The following is a 14,855-nucleotide window of genomic DNA, read 5'->3' as shown; positions in this document are numbered from 1 at the left end:
GCGAAGCTTTTCTGGAGCGCGCCGCCCGCCAGCCCGAATTCCGACACTCCCGGCGCGAGCAGGCTTTCCTGGGCCGAAAAGGAGAAGGAGTCGATTTCGCGTCGCCCCAGTTCGTCCTCGATGTAGATCCGCACATCGTTGCCGAGCTCCACGAAGGGGATGTCGTTGATGTTGACCCGCCCGGCGTTCGCCTGGAAGCGGCGGATCAGCGCGCCGTTCACCTCGATCTCGATGGTGGCGGGGCGCTCCAGCGTGATGGAGCGCTGACCGAGCGAACGGATGATCTGATCCGGACGGATGTCGCCGTAGCGGCGCTCCAGGCCGACGCCCAGCAGATTCGGCGCATCCATCAGGGGCAGCGCCTGCGGACGCACGTCCACGGCCGAATAGCGGATCGCGCGGGTCCGGTCGTCCTTGAACAGGGTGAACTGCTCGCGGTTGAGGGCTTCCTCGTCGTTGTCGGGAGTCAGGTTCGCCCAGCCTCTGAAATCCGCATAGACTCCGTCGACGCCGCCGAAATTGGCGAAGCCGTCCAGATAGATCTGCGCGTCGGCGCCTCCTCCCCCGGTGAGCTGCTGCGTGAGCAGGAAGCTGCCGTCCACGCCCGCGGCGAAGCGCGCGGGCTCCAGAACCTCGTAATGTCCGGTGTCTCTGGTCTGGGACAGGAAGACGTCGAGATCCTTGAAGGCCGAGGTCTCCACCTCCAGCACGAGCGCCAGGGCCTGAGGGTCATAGACGACCCGCACGCCCGTCGAGGCGAGGGTTTCGGGGGAGACGTAATCCCGGCCCAGGCTCCGCAGGCGGCTGGTCGTCTCTTCCTTGAGCGCGTCCTGCAGCGCATCCGCGAGACGGGAGGCGTCCACGCCCTGCAGCGTCTCGCCGAGAAGGCGCGCGGGCGCATTGCCGACCGGCTGGCTCCACAACAGGACGGGCAGGGGCAGCTCGATCTGCCGCGCCTGAGGTTGCTGAAAAGTTCTTCTCTGTGGGGCGGCGTCGCCCGACCGCTGCGGCGGCGTGCCGGGGATCTGGGCGAGGACGGGAGGAGCGGAGACGGCGGCCAGACAAGCGCAGAACAGAACACGTCTGGCCATGACTCACAATCCCTCCTCGAGCGGCGCGGATTCGCCGGGCTGGACGGGCCGATTGATGAGGAAGCGGCGCAGGGAATAGGCGGGGATGATCGGGCTTCCGAAATTGCGCGTCGCGGCGGCGCCATAGGCGGAGAGGCCTCCGGCGGCTCCGGCCACCTCGTTGAGGCCCTGGGGGCCCAGCACGACGAGTCGTCCGCCATGGTTGCGCACCATGACTTCGGCGCTGCCGTCCGCCAGCGGCCGCACGCCCTCCAGACGCAGGTCGGCGCGGGCGCCCTGCGGGTGGAGATAGACCGCGACTCCCAGTTCGAAGATGATCTGGACGGTGATCCCGCCAGCTTGCGAGACGGGCACTTCGCTCAGATAGAGCACATAGGCGGCGGTGCGGTCGAGGGCGGTCGGGCCGACGTACTGGAACTGGAAGGCCTGGGCGCCTCCGGCGGGCACGAGGGCCTGAGGCGGAAAGATCAGGAAATCCGCGTCGGCGGGCGTGAAGCTGCTGGTCCCGTCTTCGGAGATGCTGCGACGCACCGCCCGGACTTCGATGGGCAGGGGCTCGACGCGCGGATTGCGGAGCGTCACGCGTCCGGCCGCGCCGCTGGAAAGATCCAGATGATGCGACATGGGCGAAACCTCGAAGGCTTCGGCCGCAGGGAGCGGGGCCCCCCAGAATAAAAGCGCGGCTCCCATGACCGCGCGCAACGTCTTGCCCATCATCCGACCTCACGCCGCTCTGGAGAGGAGCGACGGCCCTTCCGGGCCGCCGCAGGATCGTCACGCGGATCAGTTCGCGGTGAGCGTCAGCGCGAAGGAGCCCTCGTAAAGGCCCGCATGCTTGGCGTAGGTGCCGTCGTCGTTCTGGACGCCCTTGGCGCGGAAGACGATGCCGCCCGTCGCGACGAAGGGACCGGCGGAGGCGAAGGCCTCCGTGTTGGCGCCCGTCAGCTGCGCGCCGGCGGTGAAGCCGGTGTTGATCCGGTTGGGCACGGCGCCGTAGGGGCTGTGGAAGGAGCCGTCGACCTTGTAGTCGATCACGTCGGCCGGATTGGTGATGACGCCATCCTCATGGACGAGCGGGTTGACCGTCCAGGCGAAGTCGACGCCGCCCACGGCGTTGCAATAGGCCACGATCGGGCGGAAGGAGCTGCCGCCGCCCGCCTGCTTGGCCTGGATGTAGGTGTTCTGGTTGGTGGTCGCCGAGGTCTTGACGTCGGCGAAGTCGAAGTGGACGGCGTCGGTGGTGGAGGCGGCGCCCACGACGTAGCTGAAGTTCAGGCCGCAATAGACCGGCACGGTGCCCGTGACCGTGACGTCGAGCGTGTCGGCGAAGGCCGGGGAGGCCAGGGCCGCGACGGAGGCGGCGAAGAGAAACTTCTTCATGATGAATGATCCTTCAGGAGCTTCAAGGATGCGAAGGGATGCGAATGCGTTCCGACTGGAGGCGCGCAGAGGAAAGTTAGCAGTTTTTTAATGAATATCAACCAAAAATAAGCATTGACCTTGGGTGAACGCATTTGGATGGGCGAGGCGTCTGGAAGTTATCTTTCGTCCGGCGATTCGGCGGCTTCTCCTGGAGTTGGTGGAATCCCGCGTCGACTTCGCATTTGAGGAGCAATGCGCGCTGACGATTCGCAATACGACGTATACGTCTGGACGCCGGACGCGGGCCTCGACCCGAGGCCGCCCCTGCATCCGGGAGGGTTCTGGAGGTTGCGGGCGCGAGGGCCGCCGGATCTGCGGGCCAGGGCGGAATCCGGCCCCGACCTCATGCATCGGTCCCATGCGCCGCGCCTCCCGGAGGATCTCCCCGGGAGGCTTCGGTCCGTCGTGGAATGCGGAGACGACGAAACGCGCCCCGTCCCGGAATCATCGGGCGGACGGAGCGCAGGCCCCGGGCGTCGCGCCGGGGCGGAGAGCTTCAGGCCGGAGGCGGAAGGCGGATCAGTGGGTCCAGGGCGCGCGGCGGCGGGTGGCGAAGTTGTCGCCGTAGGCCCGCGGACGATGCTTGCGCGGATTGGGCTCGGTCAGCACATAGGGCCAGCCCTGTTCGCGGGCGTAGGCCTCGGCTTCCTCGCGGGTCTCGAAGTTGAGGCGGATCTGCGCGGCGGTCTCGCCCGAGCCCGTCCAGCCCATGAGCGGATCGATGCGGCGCTTCTCCTGCGGGGCGAACTCCAGAATCCAGAGATGCGTCTTGCCGTAGCCCGACTGCATGGCGTTTCTGGCCGGCTGATAGATGCGTGCGAACATGGTCGAACCTGCTGGCGCCAAGAGATGGATCCGGCGCCGGACGGGCCTCTTGCGGAGGTTCTCCGCCGCAAGCGCCGCGCGGCGCGCCTGAGGCGAGCTTATCGCCTGAAGCCTCGCCGCGCGCAAGTCCGGATCCCGCCCCGGAGACCGAGGGAGCGAGGGGGTGGGGCGCTCCGGAGACAGGATCCGGACCTTGCAAGGGGCGATATAGGCGCGGGCCGCGCCGCCGCAATCGCGCGGAGCGTCACGAAACCGTGCGCATCCCGTGCGCGGAGGATCTCCGCCGAACGGGGCGCAGGCGGAGCCTCAGCAGGCGGTGTTGAACTCCACCACCAGCTCGCGCACCCGCGGATCGGGCCAGTTCGGCCAGGGGAGGTTGCGCTCGCGGCCGATGGTGTAGTCCTGGCAGCGGGGGCGGTCGGGGCCGGAGAACTCGCCCGCCAGAGCCTCCAGACGGCGGCGCATCTCCTGCGCGCCGAGCGGCGGCGCCGTGGCGAAGGTGCTTTCCAGACTGCGGATGTCGGCGGCGCCGCTCAGGGCGGAATCGGCGAGGTCCGCGGCGAAGCGCGCGGCGGGCACGAAGAAGCGCGCCTCCACCGGCCAGAGCTCGCCCGAGGCCTGGCGCTCGAAGGAGATCCGGGAGAATTCGGCGTAGGCTTCGGGGAAATGGCGCACCGCCGAAGCCGAAAACACGCCTGCGGCGTCGCCGCGCGCGGCCGAGGCGCTCTTCGCGCCGCCGCCCGCGATCAGCCACATGCCGCCTGCGCCCAGAGCCAGAGCCCCCAGAGCCGCCGCCGCAAGCACGCCTGCGCCGAAGCCCTGAGGCTTGCGTTTCCTGCCGCTCCGCCGCCGCGCTTCCTCCGCCATTCCGTCCCTCACTCCAGCGTCGCGCGGCCCTCCACGAGATCGAGCCAGGCTTCTTCGTCGACGACCTTCACGCCCAGGTCCTGGGCGGCCTTGAGCTTCGAGCCGGCGCCCGGCCCCGCCACGAGCAGGTCCGTCGCGCGCGACAGCGAGCCGGAGACCTTCGCGCCGAGAGCTTCCGCGCGAGTCTTGGCTTCGGCGCGGGTCTGGCGTTCGAGCGTTCCGGTGAAGACCACGGTCTTGCCATTCAATATCCCGTCGCGATTAATTTTCTCCGTATCCCGTGGGCGAATCTCCGCGAGCAGCCGCGCGAGGCTCGCGCGGTTGGCCGGGGCCGCGAAGAAGGCGACCGCCGATTCCGCCAGAGCCGGGCCCACGCCGTCGATGGCCTCCAGCTCGCGGCGGGCTTCGGATTCGGGGTCGGCGGCGGCCTCCATGGCGGCGGAGAAGGCCGCCCAGGAGACGTAGCGCGAGGCCAGAAGACGCGCCGTGCTCGATCCCGCATGGCGCATCCCCAGCCCGAAGATCAGGCGTTCGAGCGCGATGTCTCGGCGCTCCTCGATGGCCTTGAAGAGGTTCTCGGCGGATTTCTCGCCCCAGCCCTCGCGGTTCTTCAGCTGCTGGAGCCCCGCCGGATCGCCGTAGCGCGCCCGCAGGGTGAAGATGTCCGCCGGCTCCCTGACCCAGCCCTCGGCGTGGAAGGCCTCGACCTGCTTGGCGCCCAGACCCTCGATGTCGAAGGCGTTGCGCGAGACGAAATGCTTCAGCCCCTCCACGGCCTGGGCCGGGCAGGTCAGGCCGCCCGTGCAGCGCCTTGCGGCCTCGCCTTCGGGGCGGATCGCCGGAGAGCCGCATTCGGGGCAGGTTTCGGGAAAGACGTAGGGCGTCGAGTCGGGGGGGCGGCCGTCGAGGACCACCTCGACGATCTGCGGGATGACGTCGCCCGCGCGCTGGATGCGCACCCGGTCGCCGATGCGGACGTCCTTGCGGCGGATCTCGTCCTCGTTATGGAGGGTGGCGTTGGAGACCACCACCCCGCCGACCGTCACCGGGGTCAGGCGCGCCACGGGGGTCAGGGTTCCGGTGCGGCCGACCTGGATCTCGATGGCCTGAACCACGGTCTCGGCGCGCTCGGCGGAGAATTTATGCGCCAGAGCCCAGCGCGGCGCCCGCGAGACGAAGCCCAGACGCCCCCTCAGGGCGAGATCATCGACCTTGTAGACCACTCCGTCGATGTCGTAGCCGAGGCTCGCCCGTTCGGCGCCGACGCTCTGGTGATGGGCGAGCATCTCCTCCAGCGAGCGGCAGAGCTTCGTGCGCGGATTGACCGGCAGGCCCCAGGCCGCGAAGGCCGCCAGAATCTCCATCTGCGTCGCGCCGGGAAGGGCGCTGGCCTCGCCCCAGCCATAGGCGAAGAAGCGCAAGGGGCGTCCGGCGGTGATCTTCGGGTCCAGCTGCCGCAGAGAGCCCGCGGCGGCGTTGCGCGGATTGGCGAAGAGCTTCTCCTCCTCCGCCGCCTGCCGGGCGTTGAGCGCGGCGAAATCGGCGTGGCTCATGTAGATCTCGCCGCGGATCTCGAAGACCTCCGGGGACTCGCCCTTCAGCCGGGCGGGGATCTCGCGGAGGGTGCGCACGTTGGCCGTGACGTTCTCGCCCGTGGCGCCGTCGCCGCGGGTGGCGGCCTCGACGAGCCTGCCGCCCTCGTAGCGCAGCGAGATCGACAGCCCGTCGATCTTGGGCTCGGCCGTGACGGCCAGGACCTCTTCGGGCTTCATGCCGAGGAAGCGCTTCATCCGGTCGAGGAATTCGGCGGCGTCCTCCGCGGCGAAGCCGTTGTTCAGCGAGAGCATCGGAACGCGATGGGCGATCTTGCCGAATTTCTCCGCCGGAGCCCCGCCCACCCGCTTCGAGGGGCTGTCCGCGCGGACCAGTTCGGGGAAGGCGGCCTCGATCGCTTCGTTGCGCCGCCGGAGCGCGTCATAGGCGGCGTCCGTGAGGATGGGCGCGTCCTCCTCGTGATAGGCCTTGTCGGCGGCGAGGAGGCGTCCGGCCAGTCCCGCCAGTTCGGCGGCGGCTTCGAGCGGGGTCAGCTTCTCGACCGGGATGTCCTGATCCTGTCCGGGCATGGGGGCGCCTTTCCAATCTGAGAGGCGCTCTAGCTGAGGCCTGGGCGGCGGCGCGTCAAGGCCCCCCTCGGGAGCCCGTCCGGAAGCTCCGCCTCCGCCCTCCGGAGGACCCCGCCCCGGCCCTCCGGAGGAAACGACTGGCGAAAACATGAGGATTTCATTATCCTATCCTAAAGGCGAGGCGAGCGCCGCGGGCCCTGAAAGAGGGGCGGCGTGGCTTTCTGCGCCCTGAGACCAGGGGACCGACGCGCATGACGCAGACGAGCGATCTTTCGGGCTTCACCCTCGCGGGCCATCAGCGCCGTCTGCGCGAGGCGGAGCGGCTCATGGCGGCCGAGGCCGAGAAGGGCGGACGCAAGGAAAGCCTGCTCGCCCGGCGCGCCGCGACTCTGGCGCGCGAGCGTCTGGCGCTGGGCGAGGAAAGCTTCCTCGAGGCCCGGCGCGCCCGCGATTCCAGCCTGCGCATGCTGGAGCGCCTGCACAACCAGTTCGACGTCGAGGATCTGAAGGTCGCCCGCGAAGGTCTGGAGCAGGGCGAGGGCGACGCCGCCGAAGTGCTCTTCGCCGAACTGGAGGAGCGCCAGCTTCCCGCGATCTCGCGGGCGGCCTGGGCGGCGCATCAGCAGGGTCTGCTCGCCTGGGAGTCGCTGCGCCTCGCCGACGCCCGCGCGCACATGGACCGCGCCCTGAGGCTGGAGCCCGACAACTGGAGCCTCCTGCGCGACGGCGCCGAGATCCTCGCGGCCTGCGGCGACGAGGCCGGAGCGCGCCGCATGAGGGCCAGGGCGCTCAAGGCCGCCGAAGCCGGATTCGGCCGCGATTCCGCCGAAGCCGCCGAAGCGGCGGGGCGTCTGGCGGCCAGCGAGCACGCCCGCGGCGACTGGGCCGAGGCCGAACGCAACTATCGCCGCGCCCTCGCTCTGGACGAGGAGCTGCTCGGCCCCGAAGCTCCGGACGTGGCGGCGCGTCTGGCGGCTCTGGCGGGGCTGCTGCGCGATCAGGGCCGCATCGCCGAGGCGGAGGCCGCCCTGACGCGGGCGCTCCAGATCGGGCGGGGGGCGCTCGGCGAGGAGCATCCGGAGTTCGGCGCGCTGCTCGGGGCGCTCGGGGGGCTGCGGCGGGCCCAGGGGCGGCTCGACGAGGCCGCCGAGCTGCTGGCCGAAGCCATCCGCGTGGCGCGCGCCTCGGTGGGGGGGCGGCATCCGACCCTCGCCCTGCGGCTCAACAATCTGGCGGGGCTGCGCCGGGCCCAGGGCTTCTTCGCCGAGGCCGAAACCCTCTACAAGGAGGCGGTGAAGATCGACCTCGACGCCCTCGGGCCGCATCATCCGGGAACGGCCATCGACATGGCCAATCTGGCGGGGCTCTATGAGGAGATGGGCGTGGACATGGAGGCCGAGGACCTCTTCTCCGCCGCCGAGGCCGTGTTCCGCGAAGTCCACGGGCCGGCCCACGGCCTGACGCGGCTCGCGGCCGAAGGGCGGCTGCGGGCGGCGCGGCGTCTGGCGCTCGAAGGGATTTCTCCAGCCCGTTCAAGCGACACGGCGCCGCATGGCGGAAGGTCATCTGTTCCCCGGGGAGAAATCGCCTAATCTCTGACCCGTCGGGCGCGGAGCCGGAGGCGAAGCCCGGGCGCGCGGCCAAAGAGAAGATCGGGAGAACAGTCATGGACGCCGGACAGGGAATCGAGTTCGGAGCGACGCGCGCCGAAAAGGGCGGAGCCGGTCAGGAGACGCCCAAGCGGGACGTCTGGCTGGCGGTGCGCCGTGGGCTGCGCTGCCGCTGCCCCAATTGCGGCGAGGCGACGCTCTTCACGAAATATCTGAAGGTCGCGGATCACTGCGCGGCCTGCGGAGAGGAGCTGCATCACCATCGCGCCGACGACATGCCGCCCTGGCTGACGCTGGTGGTGGTCTGCCACATCCTCGGCGTGCTGATCCTCTCCACGGAGCAGACCTGGGAGACGCCCTCCTGGGTGCATTTCACCGTCTGGCCGGCGGTGGCGGTGATCATCTCGCTGGCGCTGCTGCCGCGCATGAAGGGCGCGGTGGTCGGCATGCAGTGGGCTCTGCGCATGCACGGCTTCCAGAAGGCCTGAGGGCCTCGGGGAGGGGGCGTTCCCCTCCCGCGCCGGAATCCGGTTCAGGGCGCGAATTCGATCCGGCGCTCGCTGGCGGGCAGGATGCGCTCCGCCTGGGGCGGGCCGAAGGTTTCGGCGATGAGGGCGGCCTTCTCCCGCACGGCGTTCGGCATGAAGCGGGCGTAGCGGGAGACGAAGCCGCCGTAGCTCCAGGCGAGGCGGCGCGTCTGGGGATGGCCGTCGCCGAGGCTGGCGCGCAGGGTCTCCAGAGCGAGTTCGTAATGGGGCTGGGCGGCGGCGTACTGGCGCCGCGATTCGTAGAGCGCCGCCAGATTCAATTGCGCGTAGCCGGTCTGCGGATGATAGGGCCCGAGCGCCGCCTCGCTGGTCTGGAGCGCCTTGCGGAAGAGGACCTCCGCCTGCTGGGGTTCGCCCGCCGCCAGACGCAGATGCGCCAGCGTGTTCATGGCCGAAGCGGCGGTGGGACGCTCCTCCAGACCGAGGCTCCGGTAGACGCGCAGGGCGGCTTCGGCGTGTTCGGCGGCCTCCTGCGGACGCTGGGTCTGACGCTCCAGCTCGGCGAGGTTCACCAGAGTGTCGGCGTATTCCCGCGAGGTCTCCCCGAAGAGCCCCCGGCGCAGGGCCAGAGCCTCGCGGAAGAGGGGCTCGGCGGCGGCGGGGCGGCCCTGGTCCATGTGGAAGGCCGCCAGATTGTTGAGAGTCCCGGCGTAGAGCTCGCCGCCTTCGCCTCCGGCCTCCTCCAGAACCCGGAGCGCCCGCCCGTAAAGCGGCGTGACTTCGGTTTCGCGTCCGGCGGCGGCCTTGATCTCGGCGAGGTTGACCAACCGCGCGGCGAGGGCGTCGGGCGGAGCCTCGCCCCTGGCCTCGACGAGCGCCAGAGCCTCCTCCAGCGCGCGGGCGGCCTCGCGATAGCGCCCCTGGCTCTTGAGCGTCACGCCCAGGTCGTTGAGGATGCGGCTCATGCGCGGCGAGCCCGCATCGGGCTCCGCCGCCCGGGCGGCGAGGAGATAGGCCTCCGCCCCGGAGAGATCCCCCGTCAGATAGGCCGCGCGGCCCATTTCGGCGAATTCCTCGGCGGGACCCGGCGCGGATCCCGCGCCTTGCGCGAAGCCGAATCCCGGGGCGCTCAAGGCGCAGACGAAGACGGCGAGGCGGGCGGCCTTGAAGCGGAGCATGGCGGGGGAGCCTCCATTCAGTGCTTTTTACAGTCTACGTCGTTACGGTCAAGGAACCGTTAACGTCCGGTTCACCATCTGGGCGCAATCAAGGCGGAGGGCTCGCGTTCAGCGGGCGAGCTCCAGGATGACGGCGTCGAGCGTCCGGCGGCCCGCCGCCGTGGCGATCAGGCGTCCGCCCTCGCGGCGGAGGAACCCCTCCTCCTCCAGGCGCAGGACGCGTCCGGGATCGAAGGCCCGCCCCGAAAGCCGCGCATGACGCGCCATGTCCAGCCCCTCGGCCAGACGCAGGCCCATGATCAGATGCTCGGTCGCCTGATCCTCGGGCGCGATCTCCTCCTCATGGAGCCGCCCGGCTCCGTCGCGTTCGGCGGCCGCGAGCCAGAGCTCCGGCGCCCGATGGGTCTCGACGGCGAAGCGCCGGCCGTCGCGGGTGATCCGGCCATGGGCGCCGGGGCCAACCCCCACGTAATCGCCGTAACGCCAGTAGACGAGGTTGTGGCGGCATTCCGCGCCGGGACGGGCGTGATTGGAGATCTCGTAGGCGGGGAGCCCGGCGGCTTCGCAGATCTCCTGGGTGGCGTCGTAGAAATCGGCGCCGAGATCGGGGCCCGGCAGGCCCTTCAGCTTCCCGAGCCCGTGCAGGCGTCCGAAGACCGTCCCCGCCTCGATGGTGAGCTGATAGAGCGAGAAATGATCCACCGCCATCGACAGCGCGAGCGCCAGCTCCTTGCGCCAGTCCTCGAGGCTCTGGCGCTGACGGGCGTAGATCAGATCGAAGGAGACGCGGGGAAAGATCCCGCGCGCGACCTCGAAGGCGGCCCGAGCCTCGGCGGCGTCGTGCTGACGGCCCAGAGCCTTCAGATCGGCGTCGTTCAGGGCCTGGACCCCCATGGAGAGCCGGTTGACTCCCGCTTCGGCGTAGGCGCGGAAACGGCCCGACTCGACGCTGGTGGGATTGGCCTCCAGCGTGACTTCGAGATCCGGCACCTGGGGCCAGAGCTCGCGGGCGGAGTCCAGAACCAGCGCGACGGTCTCGGGCTCCATGAGCGAGGGCGTGCCGCCGCCGAAGAAGATCGACTCCAGCCGACGGCCCGGCGTCGCGGCCGCCTCGACCTCCAGCGCGCGGCGGAAGGCGCGCCGCCAGCGGCTCTGGTCCACCTGGGCAGAGACATGGCTGTTGAAGTCGCAATAGGGGCATTTCGCCTTGCAGAAAGGCCAGTGGACGTAAAGTCCGAAGCCGCCCGAGCGCCAGTCTTCTGAAGTCTCGGGGCGGGCGGGCGGGGCCCGGTCCGGAAGGGGCATGGAGGATCCTCGGGAATCGCGCGGGGGAGGCCCCTCTATACAGCCGATCCCCCGCGAGGCGAAGCGCGGCGAAGACGCGGGCCTTGTGGCGCGAAAGAGACGCATGCGGGACGAGGGTCGCCGCTCCGCGGCGCCGGAGGCCGCGCTCGCGCGGCGGGAGCCTCGGGGGCGTTGTGCGGCGCAAGGAGGAAAGGCGTCGGCGGCGCGATCCGGCGCGCCGGAGGCCCTCGCCTTTCTCCGGATCCGGAGCAGGCGCCGCGCAGGAGATCTCCGGCCTGCGGACAGGAGAAAGGCCGCCTTCCCCGCGAAAGCGGCCTTCCTGGAGGATTTCGGACAAGGGCGGCGAGAGCTAAGCGACCAGGGCCTGAAAAGGCCTCCGCCCGGGCAAGCAGAACAGATCGACTTGCAGGAAGACCTGAAAAGCAAGATACCGGATCTTGTGCGCTGCGTCAACTTTCGGGGGAAAGATCTGGCGTCGTAAAACCTTAAAGGAGAATCCGGCCGAGCCATGCGCCGGACGCATGGCCGGGTTGCAGGGAACGGGGCGCCTGGAAGGCGGCGAATCGCTTATATTCCGCGTCAGAAAAAACACACCGACTGTTGGAATTTTGCAATGTACGACTACCTGACCGCCATGATGGGCGCCTGGGTCCTCCCCCGCAAGGACATCGGCCAGAGCGCCGCCCCCTTCGCGTCCCGGACCTCGCGCGAGGCGCAGGCTTCTCCCCGTCGGCAGGTGATGCTGCCGGGCGCGCAGATCGCCCTGATCGCCAATCTCTCCGCCGCGCGCTGAGCCTCGGCCGCCGCAGAGGCGGGATCCTTCCCGCAAGCCGTTTCAAGCCGCCTCCCTCCGAGGCGGCTTCATCGTTTCCGGCTCACCCCTCGGCGAGCAGGCGGCGGGCCTCCAGGGAATCCGTCCGGATCTGGGCCTTGAGCGCCTCCAGGCCGTCGAATCTGCGCTCGGGGCGCAGGAAGGCGATCATCTCGACGATCAGCGTGCGGCCGTAGAGGTCTTCGTCCACGTCGAAGAGATGGACCTCCAGACGCGGCGCGGCTCCGGCGAAGGTGGGCCGCAGCCCGAGATTCGCCACCCCCTTCCAGAGCGGCCCGCGTCCGCCCTGATCCTCCTCGACGCCCGCGCCGATCTCGCCGGAGTCCTTGGCCAGCCGCGCCCGCACGGCGTAGACGCCGAAGGCCAGAGGCTGAAGCCCGTCGAGGCCGAGGTTGGCGGTGGGAAAGCCGATGGTGCGTCCGCGCTGGTCGCCCTTGCTCACGACGCCCTCGATGCGATGCGGACGCCCGAGAATCCGCGCCGCCTCCTCGGGGCGCCCCTCCGCCAGAGCCCGACGCGCCGCGCTGGACGAGAGCTCCACCCCCTGCGGCCCCTCGATCAGCGCCACGCTCTGCACCGAGAAGCCGCGCTCGGGCCCGACCCGCGCGAGGAAGGCCATGTCTCCGGCCCGGCCCGCGCCGAAGCGGAAATCCGCCCCCGCCGCCAGATGCGAGATTCCGAGCCCCTCGACCAGCACCTGGTCCACGAAGGCTTCGGGCGTCATGGCGGCCAGTTCGGCGTCGAAATCGACCTGATGCAGGATCTCGACGCCGGACTCTTGCAGGATATGCGCCTTGGCCCGGGCGGGCGTCAGCCGGAAGGGGGGAGCCTCGGGCGCGAAGAAGGCGCGCGGATGGGGCTCGAAGGTCACGACGCCGAAGGGCGCGCCCAAGGCCTGCGCCTGACGCCGCGTCGCTGACAACAGCGCCTGATGCCCGAGATGCAGGCCGTCGAAATTCCCGATGGCGACGGCGGCGCCGCGCAGATCCGGCGCGACGGCGCGCCAATCCGTGACGATCTTCACTTGCGCAAGCTCTCCCCCTTGAGCGTCTCCCGGCGTCTACTTGCGCCGCGCGGCCCGGCTCGTCAAGCGCCCCGCCTCCGGAGGCTCCGGCGAAAACCCTTGCCTTTCGGAGAGGGGCGCGGCTTCCTGAGCCCTTCGCAACGGATCCCCCGGGAGGCGGCCGCGTCATGGACCCTTCGACTTACGACACGACCTCTCTGGCGATCATCGTCGGAGTCTTCGTGCTGGCCTTCTTCCTGCTGAAGCGGGCCGTGCGGATCCTGCTTCCGGTGGCGCTGGTCGCGGCGGCGGCCTTCTATTTCTTCCTCAGGGGCGGCTGAGCCTCAGGCGCGGCGAAGCCGAAGAGATCCGCCGCAGGCTCCGTCCTGGCGGCGTCCGGCTTCGGGGCGGCCTTGCGGCGCGGCTTCGGCGCGGGGAGCGGGGGCGTCTCCTCCTCCGGCCCGAGGACGCGGGTCTTCGCCTCGCCCTCCTGGAGGGTCAGGGTGAGGATCTCGCCGGGAGTCAGGGCGGCGGCGCTGCGGATGGGGCGTCCCTCCGCGTCCCGCGCCAGAGCGAAGCCGCGCGCCAGAACCCCCTTGAAGGAATAGGACTCCAGCAATTGCCCGAGTCCGCGCAATCTGTCGCTCCGTCCGGCGCGCGCGGCGCGGAGGGCGGCCTCCTGGCGCCCCGAGGCCATGCCCAGCCGCTCGCGGCGCCGGGCGAGGGCGGAGGCCAGTCCGGAGGCCGAGGGCAGGGCGCGCGCCCATTCGCGGCGCTTGAGCGCGATCAGCCGACGCGGCGCCTGCTCCAGGCGTTCGCCCGCCAGAGCCTCCAGCCTTTCGCGGCGCCGGGCGATCATCTGCGGCGGCGGCGGCAGGGGACGCGCCGCCAGATCCCGGGCCTTGAGCGCGATGAGCCGTCGGGGGCCCTGCTCCAGGCGTTCGCCCGCCACGGCCAGAGCCTGAGCCGCGCCCCTGCGTCTTTCGCTGAGCCGTCCGCGCGCGGCCTCCAGGCGCCCGGAGGCCTCGGCGAAGCGCCGCTCCTGGGCCGCCCGCCAGAGCGCCAGAGCCCGCGGCAGGCCCGCCGAAGCCGCGTCGAGCCTCTGGCGCGGAGAATCGAGCAGGCTCTCCGGGCGGGGCAGGGCGCGGGCGAGATTGCGGACCTGCGCGCGGCGGTCTTCGAGGCCGCGCCGCAGGGCGCTCCGGCGGCGGGACTCCAGATCCTCCAGCCCCGCGACCAGGCCCGAGCGCACCGGAACCGCCATTTCGGCGGCGGCGGTGGGGGTGGGGGCGCGCCGGTCGGCGGCGAAGTCGATGAGCGTGACGTCCGTTTCATGGCCCACCGCCGAGATCAGCGGAATCCGGCTTTCGGCGGCGGCGCGGGCGACGATCTCCTCGTTGTAGCCCCAGAGGTCTTCGAGGGAGCCGCCGCCGCGCGCCACGATCAGCACGTCCGGACGCGGAACGGGGCCTCCGGGCGGCAGGGCGTTGAAGCCCCGGATTCCGGCGGAGACCTCCTGCGCGCAGCGCTCGCCCTGGGCGGCGGCGGGCCAGAGGATCACCCGGCGCGGGAAGCGGTCCATGATGCGGTGCAGGATGTCGCGGATCACGGCGCCCGTCGGCGAGGCCACCACGCCCACCACCTCGGGCAGGAAGGGGAGGGGCTTCTTGCGGGCCGGATCGAAGAGCCCCTCGGCGGCGAGCTTGCGCTTGCGGGCCTGGAGCATGGCCATGAGCGCGCCTTCGCCCGCCGGGACGATCCGCTCGATGATCAGCTGATATTTCGAAGTCCCCGGATAGCTGGAGAGCCGCCCCGAGGCGATCACCTCCATGCCTTCCTCCGGGGGGATCTGGAGCTTCTGGAGCACGCCGCGCCAGATCACCGAATCGAGCCGCGCGCCTTCGTCCTTGAGGGTGAAATAGGCGTGTCCCGAGCTGTGCGGCCCGCGATAGCCCGAGATCTCGCCGCGCACGCGCACCTGTCCGAAGCGCGTTTCGAGCGTCTTCTTCACCGCGCCGGAGATCTCCGAGACGGAGAAGGTCGGCTCGTTGCCGCCCGCCTGGGCCTGAGGTCCGGAGGGCGGGCCGTCGAAATCCATGTCCTGGGTCATG

The 14,855-nt window shown here is 70.6% G+C and carries 13 protein-coding genes and 1 pseudogene; 4 read left to right on the top strand and 10 right to left on the bottom strand.

Annotation, left to right across the window (positions count from 1 at the left end; genetic code table 11):
* From PHN62_RS14780 to ligA, 6 genes and pseudogenes are all read right to left on the bottom strand, one after another.
* Nucleotides 1–1,091, bottom strand: a pseudogene (locus tag PHN62_RS14780) (hypothetical protein); the annotation flags it as partial.
* 3 nt (nt 1,092–1,094) lie between these two features.
* Nucleotides 1,095–1,715: a fimbria/pilus periplasmic chaperone gene (locus PHN62_RS14775; RefSeq protein ID WP_300151960.1), complete on the bottom strand. Its 621-nt coding sequence runs from the start codon at nt 1,713–1,715 to the stop codon at nt 1,095–1,097.
* A gap of 159 nt (nt 1,716–1,874) precedes the next feature.
* Nucleotides 1,875–2,471, bottom strand: coding sequence for a hypothetical protein (locus tag PHN62_RS14770; protein ID WP_300151958.1), 597 nt, complete (start codon nt 2,469–2,471; stop codon nt 1,875–1,877).
* Nucleotides 2,472–3,032: 561 nt separating this feature from the next.
* Complete coding sequence (locus PHN62_RS14765) at nt 3,033–3,338, bottom strand: ETC complex I subunit (protein WP_300151956.1); 306 nt, start codon at nt 3,336–3,338, stop codon at nt 3,033–3,035.
* Nucleotides 3,339–3,644: 306 nt separating this feature from the next.
* Nucleotides 3,645–4,205 (bottom strand): hypothetical protein, encoded by a 561-nt coding sequence (locus PHN62_RS14760; RefSeq protein ID WP_300151954.1) that lies wholly within the window; start codon nt 4,203–4,205, stop codon nt 3,645–3,647.
* A gap of 8 nt (nt 4,206–4,213) precedes the next feature.
* Entirely contained in the window at nt 4,214–6,328 is a 2,115-nt protein-coding gene (gene ligA, locus PHN62_RS14755; protein ID WP_300151952.1) for an NAD-dependent DNA ligase LigA, read from the bottom strand.
* A gap of 251 nt (nt 6,329–6,579) precedes the next feature.
* Between ligA and PHN62_RS14750 the strand changes: the two genes are divergently transcribed.
* Together PHN62_RS14750 and PHN62_RS14745 are read left to right on the top strand one after the other, a co-directional pair.
* A complete protein-coding gene (locus PHN62_RS14750) occupies nt 6,580–7,920 on the top strand; it encodes a tetratricopeptide repeat protein (protein WP_300151950.1) in 1,341 nt (446 codons plus the stop codon).
* A 74-nt stretch (nt 7,921–7,994) separates the two neighbouring features.
* Entirely contained in the window at nt 7,995–8,426 is a 432-nt protein-coding gene (locus PHN62_RS14745) for a DUF983 domain-containing protein (RefSeq protein WP_300151948.1), read from the top strand.
* 44 nt (nt 8,427–8,470) lie between these two features.
* Here PHN62_RS14745 and PHN62_RS14740 read toward each other — a convergent pair whose 3' ends face one another.
* Entirely contained in the window at nt 8,471–9,604 is a 1,134-nt protein-coding gene (locus PHN62_RS14740; protein ID WP_300151945.1) for a tetratricopeptide repeat protein, read from the bottom strand.
* A 108-nt stretch (nt 9,605–9,712) separates the two neighbouring features.
* A complete protein-coding gene (gene hemW / locus PHN62_RS14735; RefSeq protein WP_300151943.1) occupies nt 9,713–10,909 on the bottom strand; it encodes a radical SAM family heme chaperone HemW in 1,197 nt (398 codons plus the stop codon).
* Between the two features lie 613 nt (nt 10,910–11,522).
* On the opposite strand from hemW, the gene PHN62_RS14730 reads away from it, so the two are divergent.
* Nucleotides 11,523–11,702 carry a hypothetical protein gene (locus PHN62_RS14730; RefSeq protein ID WP_300151941.1) on the top strand — a complete coding sequence of 60 codons (180 nt, stop codon included), beginning with the start codon at nt 11,523–11,525 and terminating at the stop codon, nt 11,700–11,702.
* Between the two features lie 82 nt (nt 11,703–11,784).
* Here the strand turns inward: PHN62_RS14730 and PHN62_RS14725 are convergent, their stop codons facing one another.
* Entirely contained in the window at nt 11,785–12,765 is a 981-nt protein-coding gene (locus tag PHN62_RS14725; protein WP_300151939.1) for a bifunctional riboflavin kinase/FAD synthetase, read from the bottom strand.
* 167 nt (nt 12,766–12,932) lie between these two features.
* Between PHN62_RS14725 and PHN62_RS14720 the strand changes: the two genes are divergently transcribed.
* Nucleotides 12,933–13,085: a hypothetical protein gene (locus tag PHN62_RS14720; protein ID WP_300151937.1), complete on the top strand. Its 153-nt coding sequence runs from the start codon at nt 12,933–12,935 to the stop codon at nt 13,083–13,085.
* Here PHN62_RS14720 and xseA read toward each other — a convergent pair.
* Nucleotides 13,061–14,854 (bottom strand): exodeoxyribonuclease VII large subunit, encoded by a 1,794-nt coding sequence (gene xseA / locus PHN62_RS14715; protein ID WP_300151935.1) that lies wholly within the window; start codon nt 14,852–14,854, stop codon nt 13,061–13,063. The two genes, PHN62_RS14720 and xseA, sit on opposite strands and share 25 nt — an antisense overlap.
* Nucleotide 14,855: the final 1 nt, after the last annotated feature.

The organism is Neomegalonema sp. (genome assembly GCF_028688855.1).
Classification (GTDB): domain Bacteria; phylum Pseudomonadota; class Alphaproteobacteria; order Rhodobacterales; family Rhodobacteraceae; genus Neomegalonema.
The sequence above is the reverse complement of the archived record's forward strand: the minus strand, read 5'-3'. Positions and strand labels throughout refer to the sequence as shown.

Coding starts and splice junctions, on each gene's coding strand:
- PHN62_RS14775 (WP_300151960.1), bottom strand. CDS start 1,715: ATGTCGCATCATCTGGATCTTTCCAGCGGCGCGGCCGGACGCGTGACG.
- PHN62_RS14770 (WP_300151958.1), bottom strand. CDS start 2,471: ATGAAGAAGTTTCTCTTCGCCGCCTCCGTCGCGGCCCTGGCCTCCCCG.
- PHN62_RS14765 (WP_300151956.1), bottom strand. CDS start 3,338: ATGTTCGCACGCATCTATCAGCCGGCCAGAAACGCCATGCAGTCGGGC.
- PHN62_RS14760 (WP_300151954.1), bottom strand. CDS start 4,205: ATGGCGGAGGAAGCGCGGCGGCGGAGCGGCAGGAAACGCAAGCCTCAG.
- ligA (WP_300151952.1), bottom strand. CDS start 6,328: ATGCCCGGACAGGATCAGGACATCCCGGTCGAGAAGCTGACCCCGCTC.
- PHN62_RS14750 (WP_300151950.1), top strand. CDS start 6,580: ATGACGCAGACGAGCGATCTTTCGGGCTTCACCCTCGCGGGCCATCAG.
- PHN62_RS14745 (WP_300151948.1), top strand. CDS start 7,995: ATGGACGCCGGACAGGGAATCGAGTTCGGAGCGACGCGCGCCGAAAAG.
- PHN62_RS14740 (WP_300151945.1), bottom strand. CDS start 9,604: ATGCTCCGCTTCAAGGCCGCCCGCCTCGCCGTCTTCGTCTGCGCCTTG.
- hemW (WP_300151943.1), bottom strand. CDS start 10,909: ATGCCCCTTCCGGACCGGGCCCCGCCCGCCCGCCCCGAGACTTCAGAA.
- PHN62_RS14730 (WP_300151941.1), top strand. CDS start 11,523: ATGTACGACTACCTGACCGCCATGATGGGCGCCTGGGTCCTCCCCCGC.
- PHN62_RS14720 (WP_300151937.1), top strand. CDS start 12,933: ATGGACCCTTCGACTTACGACACGACCTCTCTGGCGATCATCGTCGGA.
- xseA (WP_300151935.1), bottom strand. CDS start 14,854: ATGACCCAGGACATGGATTTCGACGGCCCGCCCTCCGGACCTCAGGCC.